This window comes from Pseudomonas sp. C9, from assembly GCF_002000165.1.
Classification (GTDB): Bacteria; Pseudomonadota; Gammaproteobacteria; order Pseudomonadales; family Pseudomonadaceae; genus Aquipseudomonas.
Window position 1 is genome coordinate 3,023,394 of record NZ_MPAK01000001.1, and the last position, 25,183, is coordinate 3,048,576.

The following is a 25,183-nucleotide window of genomic DNA, read 5'->3' on the forward strand; positions in this document are numbered from 1 at the left end:
CAAACTGTGGGACCGGCGGTGCGACGATTCGACTTGCCCGCGATGAGGCCTGCACATTCAACATCATTGTTGACTGTTAGTCCGTCATCGCGGGCAAGCCCGGCTCCCACAGGGGTTATTCGTTGTTCTTACAAAATCCGTACGCGCAGCGAGCGGCCCTTGATCTTGCCGTCGTTCAGGCGCTGCAAGGCTTGTTTGGCGATTCCGCGTTCAACGGCCACAAAAGCCTGGAAGTCGAAAATCGCGATCTTGCCGACCTGAGCGCCCGGAATGCCGGCATCACCGGTCAGTGCGCCCAGAATGTCACCCGGACGAACCTTGTCTTTACGGCCGGCGCCGATGCACAGGGTGCTCATCTGCGGCAGCAACGGACCACCGCCCTGGCTGGTGAGGTTGTCCACCAGGTCCCAGGTCAATGGCGTCTGCTGCAAATGTTCGATGGCTTGGGCGCGCTGCGCTTCGGGCGGTGCGACCAGGCTGATCGCGAGGCCTTTCTCACCGGCGCGACCGGTACGGCCGACGCGGTGGATGTGGATTTCCGAATCGCGGGCCAGTTCGACGTTGATCACCATGTCCAGCGAGTCGATGTCCAGGCCGCGAGCGGCGACGTCGGTGGCTACCAGTACTGAAGTACTGCGGTTGGCGAACATCGCCAGCACCTGGTCGCGGTCACGCTGTTCCAGATCGCCGTGCAGGCCGACGGCGGAGATGCCTTTGGCGGTCAGGTGATCGACGGTTTCCTGAACCTGTTGCTTGGTGTAGCAGAAGGCTACGCAGGACGCCGGGCGGAAGTGGCCGAGGACCTTGGTCACGACGCTCATGCGCTCTTCCGGGGATATCTCGTAGAAGCGCTGTTCGATCTGTGAGTCGTCGTGGAACGCCTCGGCCTTCACTTGCTGCGGGTTGCGCATGAACTTCGAGGCCAACTGCTTGATGCCCACCGGGTAGGTGGCGGAAAACAGCAGGGTCTGGCGACGCTCCGGCGCCTGCATGATGATCTCTTCGATGGAGTCGTAGAAACCCATGTCGAGCATGCGGTCAGCTTCGTCGAGAATCAGCGTGTTGAGGCCGTGCAATACCAGCGAACCTTTGCGCAGGTGCTGCTGAATGCGCCCCGGCGTGCCGACGATGATGTGCGCGCCATGTTCCAGCGAAGCGATCTGCGGGCCGAGGGACACGCCGCCGCACAGGGTCAGGACCTTGATGTTGTCTTCGGCACGGGCCAGGCGACGGATTTCCTTGGCGACCTGGTCGGCCAGCTCGCGGGTCGGGCACAGGATCAGCGCCTGGCAACCGAAGTAGCGCGGATTGATCGGGTTCAGCAGGCCGATACCGAAGGCGGCGGTCTTGCCGCTGCCGGTCTTGGCCTGGGCGATCAGGTCCATCCCCTTGAGGATCACCGGCAAGCTTTGCGCCTGGATCGGCGTCATCTGGGCATAACCGAGGGAGTCGAGGTTAGCCAGCATGGCGGCGGACAGCGGCAAAGTATTAAAAGCGGTGGCGATGGTGGTCACGGGACTGGCCTGCAAAACAAAATGTCGCGCAGTGTACCAGTCTCGCCCTCTCTACCTGCAAATTCTGGACGAATAGCCTGTAGCAGCTGCCGAGGCACGAGGCTGCGTTGCGTGTCCGCAGGACCGCTATCGGGGGCCGCTTCGCAGCCCAACGCAGCCTCGTGCCTCGGCAGCTGCTACAAGTCAGTGCTCTATATCGTGCTCGCGGCTGACCATCCGTCGGCCATCTGTTGGTGAGAGCTGGGAAAATATCGTGGCGGCGAGCATTGCCATGATGCCGACGGTCACAAACGTCAGTTGGAACGCGCCCAGAACCGTCTCCACGCCATCGTTGCCGATCTCTGCGGTAAAGCCGCCGAGCAACGCACCGGCGCACGCAACCCCCAGGCTCAGGGACAATTGCGCCACCACCGACAACAGGCTGTTGCCGCTGCTGGCGCTGGCGTCGTCGAGGTCGATCAGGGTCACGGTGTTCATCGCGGTAAATTGCAGCGAGTTGATCGCCCCGAGAATCGCCAGCAGACACAGCAGCAGCCAGTACGGCGTCTGTTCGCTGACCAGGCCCATGCTCGCCAACATGATCCCCAGCGCCAAGGTGTTGCCGGTGAGCACGATGCGATAGCCCCAACGCTCGATCAGCGGTCGCGCGACCCACTTGGCGATCATCGCCGCCGCGGCCAGCGGCAGCATGCTCATCCCGGCCTGTGACGGCGAGTAACCCAGCGCCACTTGCAGCAACAACGGCACGAGGAAGGGCAGGGCGCCGCTGCCGAGCCGGGCGAACAGATTGCCGAGAATGCCGACGGCGAAGGTCCGGGTCTTGAACAGCGACGGCGCGAACAGCGGATTGTCGATATGCCCGGCCCGCAACCAGTACGCCGCCAGGCAGGCCATGCCGCCGAACAACAGCAGCATCACCCGCAAGTGAGGCAGGTGCAGTTCGCCCAGGCCTTCCATGGCGATGGTGATCAAAATCATCGCCGCGCCAAACAGCACAAAGCCCAGGCTATCGAAACGGGTGCGCTCGGAGCCACGCAGGTCCGGGATGAATTTCCACACGGCGTAGCAACCGACCAGCCCGACCGGCAGGTTGATCAGAAAGATCCAGTGCCATGTCAGGTATTGCACCATCCAGCCGCCCATAGTCGGGCCGATCAACGGGCCGAGCAGGCCGGGAATGGTGATGAACCCCATGATCCGCACCAGTTCCGAACGCGGGTAGGCACGCAGTACCACCAGTCGACCGACCGGCAGCATCAGCGCCCCGCCCAGACCCTGAATCACTCGGGCGCCGTTCAGCATGGTCAGGCTGCTGGATAGGGCGCAGAGCAATGAGCCGAGACTGAACAACAGGATCGCGCTGAAGAAGATCTTCTTGGTGCCGAAGCGGTCGGCGATCCAGCCAGAGGCGGGGATCAGCAAGGCGACGGTAAGCATGTAGGCGATGATCACGCCCTGCATGCGCAACGGGTCTTCCGCCAGGTCCCGAGCCATGGCCGGCAGGGCGGTGTTGAGGATGGTCCCGTCGAGGGACTGCATGAAAAAAGCAATGGCGACGACCCACGGGATCCAGCGGGCGGTGACAGCGTCGAGAGGTGGGCGGTTGGGCATGGGACCTCTTGCGGGTTTTAGGCGAAACAATCTGCAGAACGGTGAACCCTGTAGCAGCTGGCGGAGCCTGCGTTCGAGGACGAAGTCCTCGCAAATCGGCCACGGTGTTCCGTCTGTAATACCGTGATTGCTGAACCGGCGAGGACTGCGTCCTCGAACGCAGGCTTCGCCAGCTGCTACAGGGTAATTACAGGGTCAGTGTAAGTTTTTTGATTAGGGCCCCCGGCAGCAACGCCGACGCCGTGGCCCGCTGGCTGTAGGTACTCGCCGACAGCAACAACTCGCGTTCCTCGGTCAATGCTTCCAGCTGCGAACCGAGCAAACTGTAGGCGCTGTCATCAAAACGCATGGTGCTCACCGGTGCCTGAATCTCGCCGTTCTCGACCCAGAACGTCGCAAACCGCGTCATGCCGGTCATGCGTGCCCCCGGTTGATCGGAGTAATTCAAGTACCAGAGGTTGCTGATGTACAACCCCGTGCCCAGTTGCTTGAGGATCTCGGCTTCAGGCAACGTCCCGGCCGCCATGTTCAATGCGCTCGGCATCTCACCGCCGCCGGCCCCGTTGGCGGTCAAGCCGTACTCGGCTGCGCTGCGGGAACTGACCATTTGCGCGCCGGCCTTGCCTTCGACGATCAACCCCAGATCACTGCGTGGGTAACCTTCGCCGGAGAACGCCGGGCTTAACGAACCACTGACTTTTTCATCAATGGACACCTGCGGGCTGAATGCACTGTCCCCCGCATAAAGCTTTTGCAGCGGGCTGGTTTTGCTGGCAATCGACTGCGCCGAAAATCCCCCCCAGCAGAGCATGCCCATGATTTCTTCAAGCGCCGCCGGGGCGAGGTAGGCGCGGTACTGCCCCGGTGCCAACGTACGCAACGGTCGACCGAGAAACGCCAGCTGCTCACGTGCCTGCTGGAAGCGCTTGGCGAACCCTTCACTGTTCCAGTCGTGCCCGGCGTAACTGGCTTTCACCGCCTGGCCATTGTCGTGGAACAGGCTGAAATCGAAGTTGAAACTGTTGGCTTGATGCCAGCCAAACGCGCCCGACGAACTGGCGAAGCCACGGCTGATCGGGCCTGCCGCGTAGAAACCCACCAGGTCCAGCCCTTCGGCGGCCTGAGTGATTTCGGCAACTACCTGCTCGGTATCCGGCAGCGGATGATCCTGCACATTCTTGCTCTGCCAGCCGTTGTGGTTGAGCAGCAGGTACGGATCCTGCGGCAACAATGGCAAGGTTTCGCGCAGCTGTTGCAGGCCTTCGGCCAGACGCTGCACGTCAACGTCCGGGTCGCCGGCCAGTGTGATTTCAAGGTCGGCGTGGCGGCCATCGTTGACCAGTTTGAAACCGAGACTCGCCTGCTGCACCTGCCCGGCCTGCCGCACCTTGGCGTGGTTGAAACGCACGAAGGCCGAGGATTCGGCGGCGTAGCTGAGGGTGAACTGTTCCGGCTCGCGAATCGCCTCGCGCAGCCACTTGACCAATGCCTTGAACGACTCGGCCTGATTGTTTGACGTACTCATCAGGCGTCTCCTCCAAACACATCTACGTTGCTGAACACACAAGCCGGCGAGGCGTGGCCGACGCGGATCACCTGGTTCGGTTCACCTTTGCCGCAGTTGGGGGTGCCCAGGACCTTGAAGGTGCTGGCGTCACCGACGGCGCTGAGGCTTTTCCAGAAGTGCGCGGAAATCGCCCGGTAGTTCGGGTTTTTCACCACGCCTTTGAGCTCACCGTTTTCAATCAACTGTGCCCATTCGCAACCGAACTGGAACTTGTTGCGCGCATCGTCGATGGACCACGATCGATTGGTCGACATCATGATGCCGTGTTCGATATTGCCGATCAGTTGCGCCAGCGGTTGATCGCCGGGTTCGATGTTGAGGTTGGCCATGCGGTCGATCGGCGGGCGGTTCCAGCCGCAGGCGCGGCTGTTGGCGACGCCGTCCATGCCCGCGCGGAACTGCGACAGCGCACCGCCCAATGGACGTAGCAGCAAACCTTCCTTGATCAGGAACTGCTTGCTCGCGGCGGTGCCGTCGTCGTCATGGCCGTAGCTGGCGAGCTGCTCGGGGATGTCCGGGTCGAAGGTCACGTTGAGTAGCTTTGAGCCGTATTGCAGATGGCCGAAATCCTCTGTCTTGACGAAGCTGGTGCCGGCGTAATTACGCTCGTCACCGAGGATGCGGTCCAGCTCCAGCGGGTGGCCGATGGATTCGTGGATCTGCAGCATCATCTGGTCGGGCATCAGCAACAGATCACGCGGACCTTGCGGAGTGTTCGGCGCCAGCAGCAATTGCAGTGCCTGATCGGCGACGGTCGGGCCGGCGCCGATCAGGCCGCAACGGCTGATGACATCGGCGCCGCCCTGCTGGCCAAAATTCTCGCGGCCCAGGCTGCGGGTCTGGCTGTCGCTGCCGTCATAGGCGGTGACGTCCAGGCCCGGGTAGACAAAACGCTGGGCCTGACGCAGTTCGGCGCCGGCGCTGTTGAGGTAAATCTGTTCGACGTGGGTGATGCCAATGCTCACCTGCCAGTTCACTAATCGCTCGTCCTTGGGCACTGACGCGGATTCGGCACCGAGCAATTGGTAGCAGTCGCTCAGGGACGGGAAGGGCTGGTCGAGGTTGGGCGAAAAGTAGTCGGCGCGATCACTGGAGACGGGTTGGTCACGCAGGTCGAGCAACGCGTGGGGCTTGAGCCGGCGGGCTTGTTGTTCGGCTCGGTCCAGGGCTGATTGCAGGCCTTGTTGCGACAGGTCGTTGGTGGCGGCGTAGGCTTCGACGCCGTTGACCCGCACGGTCAACATTGCCCCTTCGTCACGGCTCAGGCTTGGAGGTTCGGCGACGTTCTTGCGCACCGACAGGTATTGGCCGGACTCGCGCACATAACGCAGCGAAAAAAATTCAGCGCCCGTGCGCAAGGCAGCAAAGCGCTGCTTGAGCTGGGGGTGGAAATCGAACATTCGGGAACCTCCTTGGAATGGAGTGGCGGTGCTGCGGTCGTGCGAGGGGGGAGGTGAAACGTTTGCGTGGCGCTAGATTAGGCCTGCGCGGGGGGTAGGATCAAGCTTGGATCGGTGTAGGAAAATGTTACCGGGAGAGGTGTGGTGTTATGGCGGCCCCCTTCGCGAGCAAGCCCGCTCCCACATTTGACCGCGTCGTTATCTGGCGACTCGGTCAAATGTGGGAGCGGGCTTGCTCGCGAAGGCAGCGCCTCGGTGTGACGGTCTTACTGAGCAGTAGCGCTCACATCACGCAAAGGCTTGCCCTTCACCGGCGCTTCGCCCGCCACATAGTAGTTGGCGGTGCTGCGCGGCAACGGCTTGCGGCCACGGATCTTGTCGGCGATTTTCTCGGCCATCATGATCGTCGGCGCGTTCAGGTTGCCGGTGGTGATGATCGGCATGATCGAGGCATCGACCACGCGCAGACCTTGCATGCCATGCACGCGGCCTTCGCCATCGACCACTGCCATCTCGTCGGTGCCCATCTTGCACGAGCAGGACGGGTGGAACGCGGTTTCGGCGTGCTCGCGGATGAACGTGTCCAGTTGCTCGTCGGTCTGCACGTCGATGCCGGGGCTGATTTCGCGGCCACGGAAAGCGTCGAGAGCCGGCTGTTGCATGATTTCACGGGTCAGGCGGATGCCGTCGCGGAATTCTTGCCAGTCTTGCTCGGTGGCCATGTAGTTGAACAGGATGCTCGGGTACTCGCGCGGATCCTTGGACTTGGCCTGGATGCGGCCACGGCTTGGCGAACGCATGGAACCCATGTGCGCCTGGAAACCGTGCTCTTGCACACCGTTGCTGCCGTTGTAGTTAATCGCGACCGGCAGGAAGTGGTACTGGATGTTCGGCCATTCGAATTCCGGACGGGTGCGGATGAAACCGCCGGCTTCGAACTGGTTGCTGGCGCCGATGCCGGTGCCGTTGAACAGCCATTCGGCACCGATGGCTGGCTGGTTGTACCAGAGCAGCGACGGGTACAGCGAAACCGGTTGGGTGCAGGCGTATTGCAGGTACAGCTCAAGGTGATCCTGCAGGTTTTCGCCGACGCCTGGCAGGTCGTGGACCACCGGGATGTCGAGCTTGTTGAGCAGTTCGGCCGGGCCGACGCCGGAGCGTTGCAGAATCTGCGGCGAAGCGATGGCGCCGGAGCACAGCAGCACTTCTTTGCGGGCACGGACTTCAACGCGCTCTTCGGCGGCACCGATCAGGTAACGCACGCCAACGGCACGCTTGCCTTCGAACAGGATCTTGTCAGTCAGGGCGTGGGTGACGATGGACAGGGTCGAACGCTTCTTGGCGACGTCCAGGTAACCGCGAGCGGTGGAGGCACGACGACCTTTCGGCGTCACGGTACGGTCCATCGGGCCGAAGCCTTCTTGCTGGTAACCGTTCAAGTCTTCAGTGCGCGGGTAGCCGGCTTGCACGCCCGCTTCAACCATGGCGTGGAACAGCGGGTTGTTGCCGGCTTTTGGCGTGGTCACGCTGACCGGGCCATCGCCACCGTGGTAATCGTTCGGGCCGATGTCGCGGGTTTCGGCTTTGCGGAAATACGGCAGGCAGTTCAGGTAATCCCAGTCTTCCAGGCCTGGCAGCTTGGCCCAGTTGTCGTAGTCCATCGCGTTGCCGCGGATGTAGCACATGCCGTTGATCAGCGAGGAACCACCGAGGCCCTTGCCGCGACCGCATTCCATCCGGCGACCGTCCATGTAGGGTTCTGGATCGGTTTCGTAGGCCCAGTTGTAGCGACGACCTTGCAGCGGGAACGCCAGGGCGGCCGGCATCTGTGTGCGGAAGTCGAAACGGTAATCCGGGCCGCCGGCTTCCAGCAGCAGGACAGTGACGCCTTCGTCTTCAGTCAGACGGGTCGCCAGGGTGTTACCGGCCGAACCGGCACCGATGATGATGTAATCGAATTCTTGGGACATTGAATGCACCCTCTTTGAAGTTGGTCAGGTCACCTGTAGCAGCTGCCGAGGCACGAGGCTGCGTTGGGTTGCGCAGCGACCCCTTTGAGGGCGGTCCTGCGGACGCGCAACGCAGCCTCGTTCCTCGGCAGCTGCTACAGGGTTTTCGGGTGCGCCTTAGAACACCGAGGCGTAATCGCCCAGTTCGACCTGTACCGATTTGATGCGGGTGAAGTTGTTCAGTGAGCTGATGCCGTTCTCACGGCCAACGCCCGACTGCTTGTAACCGCCGACCGGCATCTTGGCGTCGGATTCGCCCCAGGCGTTGATCCAGCAGATACCGGCTTCCAGTTGATGAATCACGCGGTGAGCGCGGTTCAGGTCCTTGGTGACAACGCCAGCGGCCAGGCCGAAGTCGGTGTCGTTGGCACGACGGATCACTTCTTCTTCGGTTTCGTAAGTCAGGATCGCCATCACCGGGCCGAAGATTTCTTCGCGCACGATGGTCATGTCGTCGGTGCAGTCGGTGAACACGGTCGGGGCCACGAATGCGCCTTTGGCGAATTCGCCTTCGGTCAGACGGCTGCCGCCGCACAGAACGCGAGCGCCTTCTTCTTTACCCTTGGCGATGTAACCCAGCACGCTCTCCATGTGAGCGAAGCTGACCAGCGGGCCGAAGTTGGTGTTTTCGTCTTCCGGGTTGCCAACGCGGATGCGCGCAACGCGTTCAGCGATCTTGGCTTCGAAAGCGGCTTTCAAGTGGCTCGGTACGAACACGCGAGTGCCGTTGGTGCAGACCTGGCCGGAGCTGTAGAAGTTGGCCATCATTGCAGTGTCGGCAGCGCGATCGAGGTCGGCGTCGTCGAAAATGATCAGCGGGGACTTGCCGCCCAGTTCCATGGTCACGTCTTTGAGCGACGAGGCCGAAGCGCTGGCCATGACCTTCTTGCCGGTGTCGGTGCCGCCGGTGAAGGAGATTTTTTCGATACGTGGGTGTTCGGTCAACCAGGTGCCGACTTCACGGCCGCTGCCGGTCAGCACGTTGAATACACCCGCTGGCAAGCCGGCTTCGGTGTAGATCTCGGCCAGTTTCAGGGTGGTCAGCGAGGTGACTTCGCTTGGTTTGAAGATCATCGCGTTACCGGCCGCCAGGGCAGGTGCGGATTTCCACAGGGCGATCTGGATCGGGTAGTTCCACGCGCCGATCCCGGCCACGACACCCAGCGGCTCGCGACGGGTGTAGACGAATGAAGTGGTGCGCAGCGGGATCTGCTCGCCTTCGATGGCTGGCACCAGGCCTGCGTAGTATTCCAGCACGTCAGCGCCGGTGACGATGTCGACGTAGCGGGTTTCGGAGTACGACTTGCCGGTGTCCAGGGTTTCCAGGGCGGCCAGCTCATCGTTGCGCTCGCGCAGGATGTCGACGGCACGACGCAGGATGCGCGAACGCTCCATGGCGGTCATCGCGGCCCAGATTTTCTGGCCCTTTTCGGCGCTGACCACGGCGCGCTCGACGTCTGACTGGGTCGCGCGTTGTACTTTTGCGAGGACTTCACCGTTAGCCGGGTTGATGGCTTCGAAAGTGGCGTCGCTGCTGGCGTCACTGTAGCCGCCATCGATGTAGAGTTTTTGCAGTTCGAAACGGGCCATAAAGTCCTCGCAAGTGCATAAGTGGTTGGCGTTGACCACCGGGGCGTGCCGTGAAGCGTTGGCGGCGCTGGCCAGTGGCGGTTCGGGGATTGAGCGTTTATGTGTGCTCTAACTCACCCGCTTGGCCAGTTGGGTATCCATGTATTCGTAAGCGATCTGAAGCGCCTGCCCGGTGTCGAAAGCGTCTCCCGACAACGCGCCGCGCAACCACAACCCGTCAATCAGGGCTGCGAGGCCACGGGCTGCAGTGCGCGCATCATCGAGCGGCAATACGCGGCGGAACTCGCAGCACAGGTTGGAATACAGACGGTGATCGTTGATCCGCTGCAACCTGTGCAAAGACGGCTGGTGCATGCTGGTAGCCCAGAAGGCCAACCAGGTTTTCATTGCCGGGCCATTGACCTGGCTGGCGTCGAAGTTGCCTTCGATGATCACCTGCAGATGCGCCCGTGGGCTGTCATCTGCCAGCGCCTGACGGCGCAAGGTGACGCTCTCGCTGAGGGCGGTCATCAGATACCGCATCGTGGCGGCAATCAGGCCATTCTTGTCCTGAAAATAGTGACTGATGATGCCATTCGAGACACCGGCCAAACGGGCGATCAGCGCAATGCTGGCGTCCCCCATGCCGACTTGATCGACGGCCTGCAACGTGGCTTCGATCAATTGCTGGCGGCGGATGGGTTGCATACCGACCTTGGGCATCTTGCACATCTCCTTAGGCCTTCCGGTGGACGTCAAACGGCTACCGGATTGAGGGCCAGTCTATTTTGTTTTGATTGAACGTTCAATCAACAAAGAATAAGATCTGCGACAAATCGTCGCTGCCTGCGTTTTTTCCTACGTGTAGCTGGCGAAAAAACGACATTCGAAAATGCTCGAAACCTACGCGCTCTGGCGCTCTTGGGGTTTCGGGCTTTTTTCGGGGTGTCTTTATATCACCCACTGGTCGGCTGCCAACTAACCGATTGGTCGGGTATCGCGTTGCCTTGTGTTCTTCTCTCGCACTTGCTGGAGCATCTGTGCCATGAGTTCTGCCTCTCTTATAAAGACCCCACCCGATAAGGTGACGGTCAACGGTTGGGTGTTCTACACCTCTACCGCGTTGATCCTGTTGTTGACCGCCATTCTGATCATCGCCCCGCAAGAGGCCGGCAGATTGCTCGGTATTGCTCAGGCCTGGTTGTCCCGCAGCTTCGGCTGGTACTACATGGTGGTGATCGCCGCTTACCTCGTGTTCGTGGTGGGCCTGGCGTTTTCGTCGTACGGCAAGCTCAAACTGGGCAGCAAGGACGACACCCCGGACTTCAGCTACGGTGCCTGGGCGGGGATGCTGTTCTCGTCGGGTATCGGCATCTCGCTGTTGTACTTCGGTGCGTCCGAGCCGCTGGACCACTACTTCAACCCGCCCGAAGGCGTGGCCGCCAGCAACATGGCCGCGCGTCAGGCTGTTCAACTGACGTTCCTGCACTGGGGCCTGCATGGCTGGGCGATCTACGCACTGGTCGGTCTGGCCGTTGCTTACTTTGCTTACCGTCACAACCAGCCGCTGGCGTTGCGTTCGGCGTTGTATCCGCTGGTGGGCGAGCGTTGGGTCAAAGGCGCGGCCGGTCATGCGGTGGACGGCTTTGGCATGTTCGTGACCCTGCTGGGGCTGGTGACGAACCTGGGGATTGGTTCGTTGCAAGTGTCGTCGGGCCTGGAAAACCTGTTCGGCATGGAGCACAGCAACACCAACCTGCTGATCGTGATCATCGTGATGAGCACCGTGGCGACCATCGCTGCCGTGTCGGGCGTGGAAAACGGCATCCGCCGTCTGTCTAACCTGAACATCGTGCTGTTCAGCGGCCTGCTGATTTTCGTGCTGCTGTTCGGCCCGACATTGCACCTGCTCAACGGTTTTGTGCAGAACGTCGGTGACTACCTGAACGGCGTAGTGCTGAAGACCTTCGACCTCTACGTGTACGAAGGCGACAGTGAAAAGTCCGACCGCTGGCTGGGTCTGTGGACCCTGTTCTACTGGGCGTGGTGGATTTCCTGGGCCCCATTCGTCGGCATGTTCATCGCACGTATTTCCCGTGGTCGCACCGTGCGCGAGCTGGTGGCCGGCGTGCTGCTGATTCCACTGGGTTTCACTCTGGCATGGCTGTCGATCTTCGGTAACTCGGCCCTGGACCTGGTGATGAACCATGGGGCGGTGGAGCTCGGGAAGACGGCGCTCGAACAGCCGTCCATGGCAATCTACCAGTTGCTTGAGCATTACCCGGCGTCGAAAGTGGTGATCGGCGTGTCGATCTTTGTCGGTTTCGTGCTGTTCCTGACCCCGGCGGATTCCGGCGCGGTGATGATGGCCAACCTTTCCTGCAAGGGCGGCAATGTCGACGAAGATGCGCCGCACTGGTTGCGGATCTTCTGGTCGGCGGTGATCACGCTGGTGACCATCGGCTTGCTGTTTGCCGGTAACTTCGAAGCCATGCAAACCATGGTGGTGCTGGCCGGTCTGCCATTCTCGGTGGTGCTGGTGTTCTTCATGTTCGGCTTGCACAAGGCCATGCGCCAGGACGTGCAGATCGAACAGGAGCAAGCGGAGCTGGCTGCACGCGGTCGTCGTGGTTTCACCGAGCGTTTGACTCAGTTGGACCTGCAACCTAGCCAGTCGATCGTTCAGCGCTTCATGGACAAGCACGTCAGCCCGGCATTGGAAGATGCGACGGCGCAACTGCGTACGCAAGGTCTGCAAGTGCAAACCATGCTCGGTAAATCCAAGCGTTGCATGGGCGTTCGGGTCGAGATGGAGGAGGGCAATCCGTTTGTCTACGAAATCAGCCTGGATGGCTATCTGGCTACGCCAACCGAGTCGGCCCAGTCCGATGAGACACGCCAGCGCTACTACCGCGCCGAGGTGTACCTGCACAACGGCAGCCAGGACTATGACTTGATGGGTTTCACTCAGGATCAGATCACCCGCGACGTGCTCGATCAGTTTGAAAGCCATCGGCAACTCCTTGGCCGGGTTTATAGCTAAGGTGTGAGTGATGCGGTGTTTCAGTCTGAAGCACCGCATGTCCTTCATCGCGGGCAAGCCCGCTCCCACAAGGTATGCACCGCCCATGTGGGAGCGGGCTTGCCCGCGATGGGGCCATCAGACCTGATACGGCATCACCCGATATCCCATAAACAAAAACGCCGCGATCCTCTCGCGGCGTTTTTGTGTCTGCTGACTTATCCCAGGTTCTTGCCGAGCAACGCGTGATACAGCTCGCTGTCACCCAGAATCCCGACCACTTTGTTGTTGTCATGCAGCACCAGCTTGTTGCCGGTCTGGTAGCGAATCTGCAGCGCATCGCGCATGCCGATGTTCGAGTCCACCAGCGTCGGCCGACGCCCCAAGCCTTCTACCGCTTGCCCTGGAATCCAGTTTTGCAGGTCAAGGTTCGCGCCGTTCTGGCGAGCGCCCTTGATGGTGTTGCCTTCAGCCAGGTCCAGCCACGAATCGCCACCCGGATCCAGGCACACCGAACCGTTGATGCGCTTGCAGTTGTCCAGCGTGCGCATCAGGCTGCGACCGCACAACACGTTGAGCGGATTGGTGTGAGCCACGAACGTGCGCACGTAATCGTCCGCCGGGTTCAACACGATCTCTTCGGGCTTGCTGTACTGGATGATCCGGCCGTCTTTCATGATTGCAATACGGCTGCCGAGCTTGAGCGCTTCATCGAGGTCGTGACTCACGAACACGATGGTCTTGTGCAACTTGCGTTGCAGTTCCAGCAGTTCGTCTTGCAGTCCCTGGCGGATCAGCGGGTCGAGTGCCGAGAACGGTTCGTCCATCAACAGAATGTCAGCGTCCATCGCCAAGGCGCGGGCCAGGCCAACACGTTGCTGCATACCGCCGGAGAGCTCGTCGGGTTTCTTGTTGCGCCACTGGGTCAGGCCCACCAGCTCCAGCTTGTCGTCTACCAGTTTGCGGCGTTCTTTCTCCGGGCGACCCTGCATTTCCAGACCGAAACTGATGTTCTCGCGCACTGTCAGCCAAGGCATCAGGGCGAATTTCTGGAACACCATCGCAATGCGCTTGGTGCGCATCATTTTCAGTTCTGCCGGGGTGCAGGAAGCAATGTCGATCTGCTTGCCTTCGTGCTCGACGAACAACTTGCCACGGCTGACGGTGTTGAGGCCGTTGATGCAACGCAGCAGGCTGGATTTGCCGGACCCGGACAGGCCCATCAGCACGCAGATTTCGCCTTTCTCGATGTCCAGGCTGGCTTTTTCAACGCCGACGATCTGCCCGGTTTTTTTCAGGATCTGGTCGCGGGTCATGCCTTGGTCGAGAAGCTTGAGCGCCTCGCGCGGGTCTTTGGAGAAGATTACGTCGACGTCTTCAAAGCGAATAATGCTCATGCGTCACCCCCTACTTTAGCGTCGGGTTGTTTGCAGATACGGTCGAGCATGATCGCCAGCAATACGATCGCCAGGCCCGCTTCAAAGCCCAGGGCGATATCGGCAGTGTTCAGTGCGTTGACCACGGGTTTGCCCAGGCCATCGGCGCCCACCAGTGCCGCAATCACCACCATCGACAGCGACAGCATGATGCACTGGGTGATACCGGCCGCGATGCTTGGCATGGCGTGGGGCAGTTCGATCCGTGAGAGCAATTGACGGCGCGAGCAGCCGAAGGCTTTGCCGGCGTCCATCAGTTCTTGCGGGACATCGCGGATGCCCAGGTAGGTCAGGCGGATCGGCGCGGCAATCGCAAACACCACCGTGGAGATCAGGCCTGGCACCACACCCAGCCCGAAGAGGGTCAGGGTAGGAATGAGGTAAACGAAGGTCGGTACGGTCTGCATCAGATCGAGTACCGGACGCATTAAAGTGTAGAACATTGGTTTGTGCGCGGCGACGATGCCCAGCGGCACGCCGATGACCACGCAGACCAGGGTGGCAAACAACACCTGGGCGAGGGTTTCCATGGTTTCCTGCCAGTACCCCAGGTTGAGGATCAGCAGGAAGGAGGCGATGACGAAAACCGTCAGCCCCCACTTGCGTTGAATGAAGTGGGCCAGTAGCGCGATGAGGCCGATCAATGCCAGCGGGTTGAACCAGGTCAGCGCAAACGTCACGCCGTGGATCATTGTTTCCAGTGTCAGGGCGATTGCGTCGAAGGTGCTGGCGCCGTGTTGCGTCAACCATTCGACGAAGCCTGCGATGTACTGGCCTAAAGGTATTTTCTGATCAATCAGCATGGTAGTGAACGTCCGCATGCAAGGAAATAAACAGCCCGGACGGCGTACGCCGCCCGGCATAAACGGTGCTCCCTAATTCAAGGCGTCAGTTTGGCTTTCACGGCCTCCAGGCCAGGTTTACCGTCAATGGTGGTCACGCCAGCGAGCCAGGTATCGAGCACCTGTGGATTCTTTTTAAGCCAGGCCTTTGCGGCCGCGTCAGGCTTCATCTTGTCGTCCAGGATGTTGCCCATCAGTTCACTTTCCATGTCGACGGTGAACTCCAGGTTTTTCAACAGCGTCCCCACGTTGCCGCATTCCTGGGCATAGCCCTTGCGGGTGTTGGTTGCCACGGTGGCGGCACCGAAGTCGGGGCCGAAGAAGTCGTCACCACCGGTCAGGTATTGAATCTTGAAGCGCTTGTTCATCGGGTGCGGTGCCCAGCCGAGGAAGACCACGGCGGTGTCGCGTTTCTGTGCGCGGTCGACCTGGGACAGCATGCCGGCTTCGCTGGACTCGACGACTTTGAAGCCGGCGGTCTTGAGGCCGAAGGCGTCCTTGTCGATCATGCTCTGGATCAGACGGTTACCGTCGTTGCCAGGCTCGATGCCGTAGATCTTGCCGTCGAGCTCTTTCTTGAATTTGGCGATGTCGGCGAAGTCATGCAGACCCTTGTCATACAGGGCTTGAGGTACGGCGAGGGTGTACTTGGCACCCTTGAGGTTGGTGCGCACAGTTTCCACGGTGCCGGCATCGCGGTAGGCCTTGATGTCGTTTTCCATGGTCGGCATCCAGTTACCGAGGAACACGTCCATGTTCTTGCCGTCGGCCAGGGACTTGTAGGTCACGGGCACGGAAATCATGGTGGTCTTGGTCTTGTAGCCGAGAGCGTTGAGCACGACGCTGGTGGTGGCGGTTGTCGCGGTAATGTCGGTCCAGCCGACATCGGAGAAGTTTACGGTGCTGCACTGAGCGGGTTCAGCAGCTTGAGCCAGTAACGGCAGACTCAGCATGGCGGCCAACAACAACGACGGGGAACCTTTCATGGATGGACTCCTTGGTGTTTTTTTTGGCAGTGTTCCGACTGGACCACCGCACTTATAGGTTGCGGTTGGATGGCGTTTTGGAGACAGCTCTACCCCGGCGCCTTGCAATCGAGTCGATACGATCATGTACCACTGAAAATCTGACGCCTACAGGGTGCGTCGTATCCAGTACAGGGATGGTCGCATCCAGTGTCGGTGACGTCGTTTACAGCTTTTTTCAGCCCTCTTTCCCCCTCTGATCCGCAAAAAAACGGCGAAAACGCGACGTAAAAGACACGCGGCGTTAGTGAGCATGAGTGCGTCGGTGTGAGACGTCGAACAACCTGGCAAAAGCTTGATGATGCGGCCATCTCGGCGGATTGCAGCTTGAGCGTAGCAGCTCCGCCACTGGGCGCTTTTGCGTCTGGAGTCGGCACATCCAGGAGTTCGGCAGTCATGGCTATCAGTGTTTTCGACCTGTTCAAAATCGGCATCGGCCCTTCCAGTTCGCACACCGTGGGGCCGATGCGGGCCGCCGCGCTGTTTGTTGAATCGCTGCGTGACAAGCATTTGCTGGAGCAAGTACGGCGTGTCGAAGTCCAGTTGTACGGTTCGCTGTCAGCTACCGGCATTGGTCACGGCAGCGACAACGCGGTGATCATGGGCCTGATGGGCGAGTGGCCGGACGCAATCGACCCGTCGCAAATCGGCATCCGTATCGAAACCCTGCGCGAAACCCACATGTTGCTACTCGATGGTCGCTTGTCGGTGCCCTTCATCTGGGCCAGGGACATGCGCCTGATCGACGAAAACCTGCCGTTCCACCCCAATGCCATGACCCTGATTGTCGAAGGCGATCACGGCGAGTTGCATCGCGACACCTACTATTCCGTCGGCGGTGGTTTTGTCGTGGATGAAGCCCAGGCATCCAGTGGCGTGGTCGATCTTGACCGCACCGTGTTGCCGTACGATTTCTCCAGCGCCGCCGAGCTGTTGGAACTGTGCAAAAAGCACGATCTGCGGGTGGCTGAACTGATGATGGCCAACGAGAAAGTGTGGCGCAGTGAAGAAGAAATCCGCGCCGGCCTGATGAAGCTGTGGCGCGCCATGCAAGATTGTGTCGACCAGGGCCTCAAGCACGAAGGCATCCTGCCTGGCGGCCTCAATGTGCGTCGTCGCGCTGCCAAGTTGCACCGCAGCTTGCAGGAGTTGGGTAAACCCAACGTGATCGGCTCGACCTTGAGCGCCATGGAGTGGGTCAACCTGTTCGCCCTGGCGGTCAACGAAGAAAACGCCGCCGGCGGCCGCATGGTCACGGCACCGACCAACGGTGCGGCGGGGATCATTCCGGCGGTATTGCATTACTTCATGAAATTCAGCGAGGCGGTGACCGACGCCAATGTCGTCGACTACTTCCTTGGTGCCGCAGCGGTCGGGATCTTGTGCAAAAAGAACGCTTCGATCTCCGGCGCCGAAGTCGGTTGCCAGGGCGAAGTCGGCTCGGCCTGCGCCATGGCGGCGGCCGGGTTGGCGGAGATTCTCGGCGCTACGCCGGAACAGCTGTGCAACGCTGCCGAGATCGGCCTGGAGCATAACCTCGGCCTGACCTGCGATCCGGTGGGCGGGTTGGTGCAAGTGCCGTGCATCGAGCGCAACGCGATTGCCGCGGTGAAAGCGATCAACGCGGCGCAGATGGCCCTGCGTGGTGATGGTCAGCACTTCATTTCGCTGGACCGGGTGATTCGCACCATGCGTGATACCGGCGCCGATATGCATGACAAATATAAAGAGACTTCGCGCGGTGGGTTGGCGGTGAGCGCGGTTGAGTGCTGAGACCGAGTCGCCTTCATCGCGGGCAAGCCCGGCTCCCACAGGTGAATGCGATCAACTGTGGGAGCGGGCTTGCCCGCGATGGCGTCAGACCAGTCAAAACTGCGCGCTAAGTGAACACCCGCACCCAAACACGCCACGTTTTAGAGCGTCGCTTATAGATAAGCGGCGTTGCCAAACCCAGGGATCCAAACCGGCCCTGACCGCCCGTCACCCGTGCTTGCGGTGACACTCTCTCGCAGCACATCGCAGCCCTGTTCCCACAAGTGCTACCGATTTGCTCACGCCCAACAGGGCCGAGCGTTTGCCGTCGATAATGGCACTTGTATCCGCCCTTCGCTGCGCAGCTTATATAGACATGCCGCGACGTCGTTTTCAGGAGTTATTGAACGCACATTCAAAAATAGGCATGGCAATTGCTCTGTCATTACAAAGCCCGTCTCCCACGCGAGAACGATGGCAATAAAAAGAGCCTCCGCCTGAGGCCATCACCCGCTTTGTGTGAGGAGATACCGCGATGACGACGTTCAACTCCGGGGCCCAACCCCAGAACCGTGCGCCTCAATCCATCGGCTTTTTGCTGCTGGACAATTTCACGCTGATTTCTCTGGCCTCTGCCGTAGAACCCCTGCGCATGGCCAACCAATTGTCCGGTCGCGAGCTGTATCGCTGGACCACAATCACCGTTGACGGCGGCCAGGTCTGGGCCAGTGACGGCTTGCAGATCACCCCCGACTGCTCCATGCACAAAGCGCCCGCCCTGGACACCATCATCGTTTGCGGCGGTATCGGTATCCAACGCACTGTCACCCGAGAGCACGTGTCATGGCTGCAAAGCCAGGCGCGTCAGTCGCGTCGTCTTGGCGCCGTCTGCACCGGCAGTTGGGCCCTGGCGTGCGCCGGCCTGCTGGACGGTTTTGATTGCAGCGTGCACTGGGAATGCCTGGCTTCGATGCAGGAAGCGTTCCCGCGTGTGGCCATGAGCACGCGCTTGTTCACCCTGGACCGTAACCGTTTCACCAGCTCCGGCGGCACCGCGCCACTGGACATGATGCTGCACCTGATCAGCCGCGATCACGGGCGTGAACTGTCCGCCGCGATCTCGGAAATGTTTGTCTATGAACGCATCCGCAACGAGCAGGATCACCAGCGCGTGCCGCTCAAGCACATGCTCGGGACCAACCAGCCGAAGTTGCAGGAAATCGTTGCACTGATGGAAGCCAACCTCGAAGAGCCGATCGACCTCGACGAACTGGCGGTGTATGTCGCCGTTTCGCGTCGTCAGCTGGAGCGGTTGTTCCAGAAATACCTGCACTGCTCGCCATCGCGCTACTACCTGAAACTGCGCCTGATCCGTGCCCGGCAGTTGCTCAAGCAAACGCCGATGTCGATCATCGAAGTGGCGTCGGTGTGTGGCTTTGTTTCCACGCCGCACTTCTCCAAGTGCTACCGCGAATACTTCGGCATTCCACCACGTGACGAGCGCGTCGGTTCCAACACCACGCAACAGGTGGCGATGATGCCGCTGCCGCAAGCTCTGGTGTTGTCGCCGTTGTCCGGCCCGTTGTCGGCGCTGAGTCAGGCGCGTAACGAGTCGACGTTTGCCAGTGTGAGGCTCTAAACCGAGGCGCCTTCATCGCGGGCAAGTCGAATCGTCGCACCGCCGGCTCCCACAGGTCATGTGTTGGATCGCCATTTCGTGAACGACACAAACTTTGTGGGAGCTGGGCTTGCCCGCGATGGCGTCCTGTCAGGTTCGATGGTTCTGCTGATACTCCGCCAAGGCTGGCAGCAGTTGCTTGTCGATCGCCTGGCGCACGGCCGGCAGGATGGTCGCGCTGCTGGTGTACATCTGCTTGACCATGGTGCGTAGCGTATTCGCCCGCTCATTGTTCAAACCTCGTACCGCACACTCGCAAGCCTGTTCGGCTGTAGAGCCGCTCGGGACTTGAAAACCCAATGACTTCAGCTGGCCCAACAGATCTTCCTGGTCAATCAAATCGGCGTGCATCATGACGCAATCCTTCTTCAGGGAACGGTGTCTTGGCTCGATTCTCGTAGGGGGATGAAGTGGCGGCAAGGGCGATTTGTCGCAATGGCCGCAATACCTATGAACAGGTCGTTTTCGGCTAACTTGCCCGACTCGGGAGTGGGCACACTGGACCCAGCTCGCTTCACGAAGGTTTGGTCACCCTCGCGCAACGGCTCCTCAACAGTACCCTCCTCAGCTCCGATCTTGTCACGGCTTGATCGGGGTTTTTTTTGCCTGTGAATCAGGGATTTGCGCGGTGTTTGTACTGGCACCATCGCGGGCAAGCCTTGCTCCTGCAAGGGCGGGCTTGAACCCATATCCTGTAGGAGCAAGGCTTGCCCGCGATGAACGATGACGCGGTCTAACGTTGCAACACCAGAATGCGCGACAGCAATTCATCCCGGTCGACATAACAACCCTGGAAATGCCGCGCCCCGGTGGCAGGGTCGAACGCGTTGCGGGCGTGGAGGGTGCGGCGATTGTCAAAACACCACAGCTCACCGGGATTGAGCCTTTGCATCAGCCTGAACCGGGGTTCGCGGGTCATCGCAATAAAGCGGCGATAAGCGCGATACAGCTTGGGCATTTGCTCCACCGACGCATCGAACGGCCCGCGCAAAAAGTTCGCCATGCGGATTTCCGATACGTGCCCGAGCGCATTCAGCGCGATGATCGGCGCCAGGCAGCGATAGTCGCTGTGACGGTCCTTGTTGCGAAATTCCACGGGGATTTCACACAGGCTCTGGAACGCTTCAGGATCCTCCTGGCGCAAGGCCTCGGCGATGGCGAAACCGTCGACGAAAATACTCTCGCCACCGTCGGCGTCATTGACCAGGCAATGCAGAAATTGCAGCCCCGGTTGCAGCTCCCGTGTCGGCAGATCGCTGTGCAATGGCAGGTTGAAAGCGGTGTAGGCGTTGCTGTCGGCATCGGCCTTGGATTGCACATTGAACAACACGCCGAAATTGCTTTCGCGGATGAACGATATGCGCTGGGCAATTGGCTTCAATGAGCCCGGCTCGGTGGGTACGCCACGAACTTGAGTCAAACCGATGTCGCGCACCGCCAGCAGCCATTGCAGCAGGGCGTCGTTGTCGTTCATCAACGCCTGATACTCGAACACCGGTAACTGCAAATCGTGGTGCCAAAGCCTGGCTTTGGGTTTGCCGGCCTGACGCTCGGCGCGGGACTCATCGTCATAGGCGTGGGCGCGCAACCAGCCAGGGTCGAAGCGGCTGACGTGGCCGTCCTGCCAATCGACGCACAGGCAACCTTGGGCGTCGATGTTCGCCCCGCTGGGCATCAGGTTTTCGGCGACATCAACGATCTCCAGCACTTGCTCACGGGTCACGGTGTAGACGCATTGCGGGCACGGGCAGTTGTCCCGCAACCATTGGTGATGAAAGGGGCTGACGCGTTCATCGGCCCACTTCACCAGTACACGATCCGCCACGGCCTGCACGCCAGCCAGCGCGCTGATCAACGGATAAGTACGGAAGTCGGCAAAAGCAGTGGCGGTGTTCAATGGCGATCTCCTTGTTATTTTTTTGGGGGTAATGCGATCACTCGGCCAATGTATTCGGGGGTGGGCAATTCGGCCTGCTCGGCGACGATGGCTTGCAGCTTGCTCAGCGACAGTTCGCTGAACGGTGCGGATCGCGGCCCGGCAAGGTCGACGTGAAGCAGCATCTGCTCGTTACCGGCCAGTTCCTTGTCATCGCCCACGAGATGAAGGCTGTGATAGAGGTGCAGGCGTTTGCTGTCGTGGCCAATGATTTGCGTATGCACCTCGACATCGGCGTCGAGCTTCACTTCGTGCAGGTACTTAAGGTGCAGTTCCAGGGTGAACAGCGAGTGACCGCTGGCGTCGCGGCTGTTGCTGTCGAGCCCCAGGCGGTCCATCAGTGCATCGGTGGCGTAGCTGAAAATCAGCAGGTAGAAGGCATCGCGCAGATGGCCGTTGTAATCGACCCAGTCGGGGATGATGCGGGTTTGGTAGGTGGTCAAGGCAGGCATTGTTTTGGTTCCAACATAAGTGGTGACTGGACTGCCGCCTTCGCGGGCAAGCCCGCTCCCACAGTGATTATTGGTGTGAAGCAGATCTGATTCACCCCGAGATTCCTGTGGGAGCGGGCTTGCCCGCGATGAGGCCGGAACTGCTGGCCTCTTCAGCGGGGGTTACTCGCTGAAGGCCATCCCATGCTTCTCTTTGGTGGTCTTCACCGCCTCAAGCACCGCCAGCAGGCAATCATCACGATAGCGCTCCAGCGCCGAAATGCTGTGTTTGCCCAACTGATCGCTAGTGCCATCGACCACGTCATCGATCAATTTGTCGGTCAGTTCCGGCGCAGGCAGGTACGTCCAAGGCAACTGCAACGCCGGGCCGAATTGCGCCATGAAGTGGCGCATCCCGGCATCGCCGCCGGCCAGGGTATACGTCAGGAAAGTGCCCATGAACGACCAGCGCAGACCCGCGCCAAAACGAATCGCGTCGTCGATCTCACCGGTGGTCGCCACGCCGTCGTTGACCAGGTGCAGCGCCTCGCGCCACAGCGCTTCGAGCAAACGGTCGGCGATGAACCCCGGCACTTCCTTGCGCACATGCAGTGGGCGCATTCCCAGGGATTCATAGACTTTCATCGCCGCTTGCACGGCTTCAGGCGCGGTGTTTTTGCCGCCGACCACTTCCACCAATGGCAGCAGGTAAACCGGGTTGAACGGGTGGCCGACCACGCAGCGTTCCGGGTGTGTTGCACTTTCGTAGAATTCGCTCGGCAACAGGCCCGAGGTGCTGGAGCCGATCAAGGCATTGGGCTTGGCCGCCGCGCTGATTTTGCTGTGCAGTTCCAGTTTCAATTCCAGGCGTTCCGGGGCGCTTTCCTGGATGAAATCCGCATCGCGCACGCACTCTTCAATCGTTGCGACAAAGCGCAGGCGATCCTGAGAAGCGCCGGGCGCCAACCCTTGTTTTTCCAGTGCGCCCCAGGCATTGGCGACGCGTTTGCGCAAGGCCGCTTCGGCGCCCGGTGCCGGGTCCCAGGCCACGACGTCAAGGCCGTGGGCGAGGGCGCGCGATACCCAGCCGCTGCCGATGACACCGCTGCCCAGGGCTGCGAAGGTTTTGATTTCGGTGATGAAGGTCATGGTGACTTCCTGAAAATATTGAGGACTCTGTGGGAGCGGGCTTGCCCGCGATGTCGGTGTTCCATTTTCAGAACATGAGGCGGATGTACCGGCCTCATCGCGGGCAAGCCCGCTCCCACAGGTGATGTATCTAGAGGTGGGTCAGCCGCGCTTGGTCAGGCCCATCTTCTTGCGGCCTTCCGCCGGGGTCAGCACGCGGGCGCCGAGGCGGCTGAGGATTTCGCCAGCGCGTTCGACCAGTTGGCCGTTGGTCGCCAGCACACCCTTGTCCAGCCAGATGTTGTCTTCCAGGCCGACCCGCACGTTGCCACCCAGCAGCACCGCTTGCGCCGCCATCGGCATCTGCATGCGACCGATACCGAAGCCGGCCCACACCGCATTGGCTGGCAGGTTGTCGACCATGGCTTTCATGGTGGTGGTGTCAGCCGGTGCGCCCCACGGGATGCCCAGGCACAGCTGGAACAGCGGGTCGTCGAGCAGGCCTTCCTTGATCAGTTGCTTGGCGAACCACAGGTGACCGGTGTCGAAAATTTCCAGCTCGGCTTTAACGCCCAGCTCTTGAATGCGTTTGGCGCCAGCGCGCAGTTGCGCCGGAGTAGAGACGTAAATGGTGTCGCCGTCGCCGAAATTCAGGGTGCCGCAATCGAGGGTACAAATTTCCGGCAGCAGCTCTTCAACATGCGCCAGGCGGGTCAGCGGGCCGACCAGGTCAGTGTTCGGGCCGAACTCCATCGGGTTCTCGCCAGCGCCGATTTCCAGGTCGCCGCCCATGCCGGCGGTGAGGTTGACGATGATGTCGACATCGGCCTCGCGGATGCGCTCCATCACCTCGCGGTACAGCGCCACGTCGCGGCTGAACTTGCCGGTCTCGGGGTTGCGCACATGGCAGTGAACCACGGTGGCGCCGGCCTTGGCGGCTTCCACGGCGGCTGCGGCGATTTGTTTCGGAGTGACCGGCACGTGTGGGCTTTTGCTGGTCGTGTCGCCAGCACCGGTGAGTGCGCAGGTGATGATGACGTCGTGGTTCATGAGACGGTTCCTTACAGGCAAGATTTCAGACGTGGTGGTCCCGCTCGCAGCCCGGTCGGGCTGCGAATCGGTGGTTTGGATCCAGGGTTTACTTGCTGGTCAGTTGCAGGTTTTCAGCCGCCGGTTTGCCATCGAAGGTAGTTACGCCTTCGAGCCAGCGTTGTTTGTCTTGCGGGTGATCTTTCAGCCATTGCTTGGCCGATTCAAAGGCGTCTTTGTGATCGAGCAGCGGCTGCATCATCCGGCTCTCGTCTTCGGCGGAGTAGGTGAGGTTGCTCAGCAGGCGCCCGATGTTCGGGCATTGTTCGGCGTACTTGGGCGCGGTGACGGTCCAGACCGTGGCCATGCCTTCGTTCGGGCCCAGGGCGTCGTCACTTCCAGTGAGGTAGGTCATCTTCACGTTGACGTTCATCGGGTGCGGCGCCCAGCCGAAGAACACCACGGCCTCGTTGCGGCGCACGGCGCGATCCACCGCCGCGAGCATGCCGGCTTCGCTGGACTCGACCAGCTGGAACTTGCCGAGGCCAAACTGGTTCTTGGCGATCATCGCCTTGATCTGGGTGTTGGCGCCCGAGCCAGGCTCGATGCCGTAGATCTTGCCGCCCAGTTCTTTTTCGAACTTGGCGATGTCGGCGAAGGTTTTCAGGCCCTTGTCGGCGAGGTAGGTCGGTACGGCGAGGGTTGCGCGGGCGTCTTTCAGGCTTGGAGCTTGCAGCACTTTGACCTGGTTGCCATCGACGAACGGGGTGATGGTCTGGGTCATCAGCGGGTTCCAGTAACCGAGGAACAGGTCCAGGCGCTGATCGCGGATCCCGGCGAAGATAATCTGCTGGGACGCGCTGGTTTGTTTGGTGTTGTAGCCGAGGCCATCGAGTAGCACCTGGGTCATGGCGCTGGTGGCAATGACATCAGTCCAGTTCACTACGCCCATGCGCACGTTCTGGCACGAGGCGGGTTCGGCGGCCATGACGCTGGCGCTCAGGAGTGCGGTACCGCTGAGTGCAAGAACACAGCTGCTGATCAGTCGTTTCATCTCAGGTTCCTCGGCAGTTCGTTATTGTGAGTTCCGGTGTCTGATGCGCCGGTGATGCCAAGTTACGCAGCAACACGCCCGTGAAAGCGCACTACGGCGACCAGCTCTTGCACTGCAGCGACCTGTCCTCTTGAATGCCGCCGGCAAGTGGCGTATCAACGTCAACACGCTGCCCGCCCT

General features: G+C 60.6%; 19 protein-coding genes. 3 read left to right on the top strand and 16 right to left on the bottom strand.

Features of this window, described 5'->3' with window-relative positions:
* Window positions 1-128: 128 nt before the first annotated feature.
* From dbpA to betI, 7 genes are all read right to left on the bottom strand, one after another.
* A complete protein-coding gene (dbpA, locus tag BMS17_RS14145) occupies window positions 129-1,466 on the bottom strand; it encodes an ATP-dependent RNA helicase DbpA (protein ID WP_371916727.1) in 1,338 nt (445 codons plus the stop codon).
* A 231-nt stretch (window positions 1,467-1,697) separates the two neighbouring features.
* Window positions 1,698-3,125 (bottom strand): multidrug transporter subunit MdtD, encoded by a 1,428-nt coding sequence (gene mdtD, locus BMS17_RS14150; RefSeq protein ID WP_046029825.1) that lies wholly within the window; start codon window positions 3,123-3,125, stop codon window positions 1,698-1,700.
* Between the two features lie 187 nt (window positions 3,126-3,312).
* A complete protein-coding gene (locus tag BMS17_RS14155) occupies window positions 3,313-4,650 on the bottom strand; it encodes a TldD/PmbA family protein (protein ID WP_077431134.1) in 1,338 nt (445 codons plus the stop codon).
* Window positions 4,650-6,092: a TldD/PmbA family protein gene (locus BMS17_RS14160; protein WP_077431135.1), complete on the bottom strand. Its 1,443-nt coding sequence runs from the start codon at window positions 6,090-6,092 to the stop codon at window positions 4,650-4,652. Before BMS17_RS14160 ends, BMS17_RS14155 begins: the two co-directional genes overlap by 1 nt.
* Before the next feature lie 266 nt (window positions 6,093-6,358).
* Window positions 6,359-8,062: a choline dehydrogenase gene (betA, locus tag BMS17_RS14165; RefSeq protein WP_077431136.1), complete on the bottom strand. Its 1,704-nt coding sequence runs from the start codon at window positions 8,060-8,062 to the stop codon at window positions 6,359-6,361.
* Between the two features lie 156 nt (window positions 8,063-8,218).
* Window positions 8,219-9,691 carry a betaine-aldehyde dehydrogenase gene (gene betB, locus BMS17_RS14170; protein ID WP_046029834.1) on the bottom strand — a complete coding sequence of 491 codons (1,473 nt, stop codon included), beginning with the start codon at window positions 9,689-9,691 and terminating at the stop codon, window positions 8,219-8,221.
* Between the two features lie 108 nt (window positions 9,692-9,799).
* Window positions 9,800-10,393 (bottom strand): transcriptional regulator BetI, encoded by a 594-nt coding sequence (betI, locus tag BMS17_RS14175; RefSeq protein WP_046029836.1) that lies wholly within the window; start codon window positions 10,391-10,393, stop codon window positions 9,800-9,802.
* A gap of 322 nt (window positions 10,394-10,715) precedes the next feature.
* Between betI and betT the strand changes: the two genes are divergently transcribed.
* Window positions 10,716-12,713 carry a choline BCCT transporter BetT gene (betT, locus tag BMS17_RS14180; protein WP_077431137.1) on the top strand — a complete coding sequence of 666 codons (1,998 nt, stop codon included), beginning with the start codon at window positions 10,716-10,718 and terminating at the stop codon, window positions 12,711-12,713.
* 197 nt (window positions 12,714-12,910) lie between these two features.
* Here betT and choV read toward each other — a convergent pair whose 3' ends face one another.
* The 3 genes from choV to BMS17_RS14195 form a co-directional block, all read right to left on the bottom strand.
* The gene (choV, locus tag BMS17_RS14185) at window positions 12,911-14,089 is read right to left on the bottom strand and encodes a choline ABC transporter ATP-binding protein (protein WP_046029840.1); all 1,179 of its coding nucleotides are present in this window, start codon (window positions 14,087-14,089) and stop codon (window positions 12,911-12,913) included.
* Window positions 14,086-14,931, bottom strand: coding sequence for a choline ABC transporter permease subunit (choW, locus tag BMS17_RS14190; RefSeq protein WP_046030058.1), 846 nt, complete (start codon window positions 14,929-14,931; stop codon window positions 14,086-14,088). Before choW ends, choV begins: the two co-directional genes overlap by 4 nt.
* Before the next feature lie 77 nt (window positions 14,932-15,008).
* Window positions 15,009-15,956 (bottom strand): choline ABC transporter substrate-binding protein, encoded by a 948-nt coding sequence (locus tag BMS17_RS14195; RefSeq protein ID WP_046029842.1) that lies wholly within the window; start codon window positions 15,954-15,956, stop codon window positions 15,009-15,011.
* Between the two features lie 435 nt (window positions 15,957-16,391).
* Between BMS17_RS14195 and BMS17_RS14200 the strand changes: the two genes are divergently transcribed.
* Window positions 16,392-17,768 (top strand): L-serine ammonia-lyase, encoded by a 1,377-nt coding sequence (locus BMS17_RS14200; protein ID WP_046029843.1) that lies wholly within the window; start codon window positions 16,392-16,394, stop codon window positions 17,766-17,768.
* A 514-nt stretch (window positions 17,769-18,282) separates the two neighbouring features.
* Window positions 18,283-19,386 (top strand): GlxA family transcriptional regulator, encoded by a 1,104-nt coding sequence (locus BMS17_RS14205; RefSeq protein ID WP_046029844.1) that lies wholly within the window; start codon window positions 18,283-18,285, stop codon window positions 19,384-19,386.
* A gap of 129 nt (window positions 19,387-19,515) precedes the next feature.
* Here the strand turns inward: BMS17_RS14205 and BMS17_RS14210 are convergent, their stop codons facing one another.
* The 6 genes from BMS17_RS14210 to choX all read right to left on the bottom strand — a co-directional run bounded on the left by BMS17_RS14210 (window position 19,516) and on the right by choX (window position 25,003).
* A complete protein-coding gene (locus tag BMS17_RS14210; RefSeq protein WP_046029845.1) occupies window positions 19,516-19,779 on the bottom strand; it encodes a hypothetical protein in 264 nt (87 codons plus the stop codon).
* 379 nt (window positions 19,780-20,158) lie between these two features.
* Window positions 20,159-21,322: a gamma-butyrobetaine dioxygenase gene (locus BMS17_RS14220; protein ID WP_077431138.1), complete on the bottom strand. Its 1,164-nt coding sequence runs from the start codon at window positions 21,320-21,322 to the stop codon at window positions 20,159-20,161.
* A gap of 14 nt (window positions 21,323-21,336) precedes the next feature.
* Entirely contained in the window at window positions 21,337-21,813 is a 477-nt protein-coding gene (locus tag BMS17_RS14225; protein WP_077431139.1) for a thioesterase family protein, read from the bottom strand.
* A gap of 162 nt (window positions 21,814-21,975) precedes the next feature.
* Window positions 21,976-22,941, bottom strand: coding sequence for an L-carnitine dehydrogenase (locus BMS17_RS14230; RefSeq protein ID WP_046029851.1), 966 nt, complete (start codon window positions 22,939-22,941; stop codon window positions 21,976-21,978).
* A 141-nt stretch (window positions 22,942-23,082) separates the two neighbouring features.
* Window positions 23,083-23,970 carry a 3-keto-5-aminohexanoate cleavage protein gene (locus BMS17_RS14235; protein WP_046029853.1) on the bottom strand — a complete coding sequence of 296 codons (888 nt, stop codon included), beginning with the start codon at window positions 23,968-23,970 and terminating at the stop codon, window positions 23,083-23,085.
* Window positions 23,971-24,058: 88 nt separating this feature from the next.
* On the bottom strand, window positions 24,059-25,003 hold the full coding sequence (gene choX, locus BMS17_RS14240) for a choline ABC transporter substrate-binding protein (protein ID WP_046029855.1): 945 nt from the start codon (window positions 25,001-25,003) through the stop codon (window positions 24,059-24,061).
* Window positions 25,004-25,183: the final 180 nt, after the last annotated feature.

What these genes read in the sequence shown, in the direction of transcription:
- dbpA (WP_371916727.1), bottom strand. Translation starts at nt 1,466, where the DNA reads ATGCTGGCTAACCTCGACTCCCTCGGTTATGCCCAGATGACGCCGATC.
- mdtD (WP_046029825.1), bottom strand. Translation starts at nt 3,125, where the DNA reads ATGCCCAACCGCCCACCTCTCGACGCTGTCACCGCCCGCTGGATCCCG.
- BMS17_RS14155 (WP_077431134.1), bottom strand. Translation starts at nt 4,650, where the DNA reads ATGAGTACGTCAAACAATCAGGCCGAGTCGTTCAAGGCATTGGTCAAG.
- BMS17_RS14160 (WP_077431135.1), bottom strand. Translation starts at nt 6,092, where the DNA reads ATGTTCGATTTCCACCCCCAGCTCAAGCAGCGCTTTGCTGCCTTGCGC.
- betA (WP_077431136.1), bottom strand. Translation starts at nt 8,062, where the DNA reads ATGTCCCAAGAATTCGATTACATCATCATCGGTGCCGGTTCGGCCGGT.
- betB (WP_046029834.1), bottom strand. Translation starts at nt 9,691, where the DNA reads ATGGCCCGTTTCGAACTGCAAAAACTCTACATCGATGGCGGCTACAGT.
- betI (WP_046029836.1), bottom strand. Translation starts at nt 10,393, where the DNA reads ATGCCCAAGGTCGGTATGCAACCCATCCGCCGCCAGCAATTGATCGAA.
- betT (WP_077431137.1), top strand. Translation starts at nt 10,716, where the DNA reads ATGAGTTCTGCCTCTCTTATAAAGACCCCACCCGATAAGGTGACGGTC.
- choV (WP_046029840.1), bottom strand. Translation starts at nt 14,089, where the DNA reads ATGAGCATTATTCGCTTTGAAGACGTCGACGTAATCTTCTCCAAAGAC.
- choW (WP_046030058.1), bottom strand. Translation starts at nt 14,931, where the DNA reads ATGCTGATTGATCAGAAAATACCTTTAGGCCAGTACATCGCAGGCTTC.
- BMS17_RS14195 (WP_046029842.1), bottom strand. Translation starts at nt 15,956, where the DNA reads ATGAAAGGTTCCCCGTCGTTGTTGTTGGCCGCCATGCTGAGTCTGCCG.
- BMS17_RS14200 (WP_046029843.1), top strand. Translation starts at nt 16,392, where the DNA reads ATGGCTATCAGTGTTTTCGACCTGTTCAAAATCGGCATCGGCCCTTCC.
- BMS17_RS14205 (WP_046029844.1), top strand. Translation starts at nt 18,283, where the DNA reads ATGACGACGTTCAACTCCGGGGCCCAACCCCAGAACCGTGCGCCTCAA.
- BMS17_RS14210 (WP_046029845.1), bottom strand. Translation starts at nt 19,779, where the DNA reads ATGATGCACGCCGATTTGATTGACCAGGAAGATCTGTTGGGCCAGCTG.
- BMS17_RS14225 (WP_077431139.1), bottom strand. Translation starts at nt 21,813, where the DNA reads ATGCCTGCCTTGACCACCTACCAAACCCGCATCATCCCCGACTGGGTC.
- BMS17_RS14230 (WP_046029851.1), bottom strand. Translation starts at nt 22,941, where the DNA reads ATGACCTTCATCACCGAAATCAAAACCTTCGCAGCCCTGGGCAGCGGT.
- BMS17_RS14235 (WP_046029853.1), bottom strand. Translation starts at nt 23,970, where the DNA reads ATGAACCACGACGTCATCATCACCTGCGCACTCACCGGTGCTGGCGAC.
- choX (WP_046029855.1), bottom strand. Translation starts at nt 25,003, where the DNA reads ATGAAACGACTGATCAGCAGCTGTGTTCTTGCACTCAGCGGTACCGCA.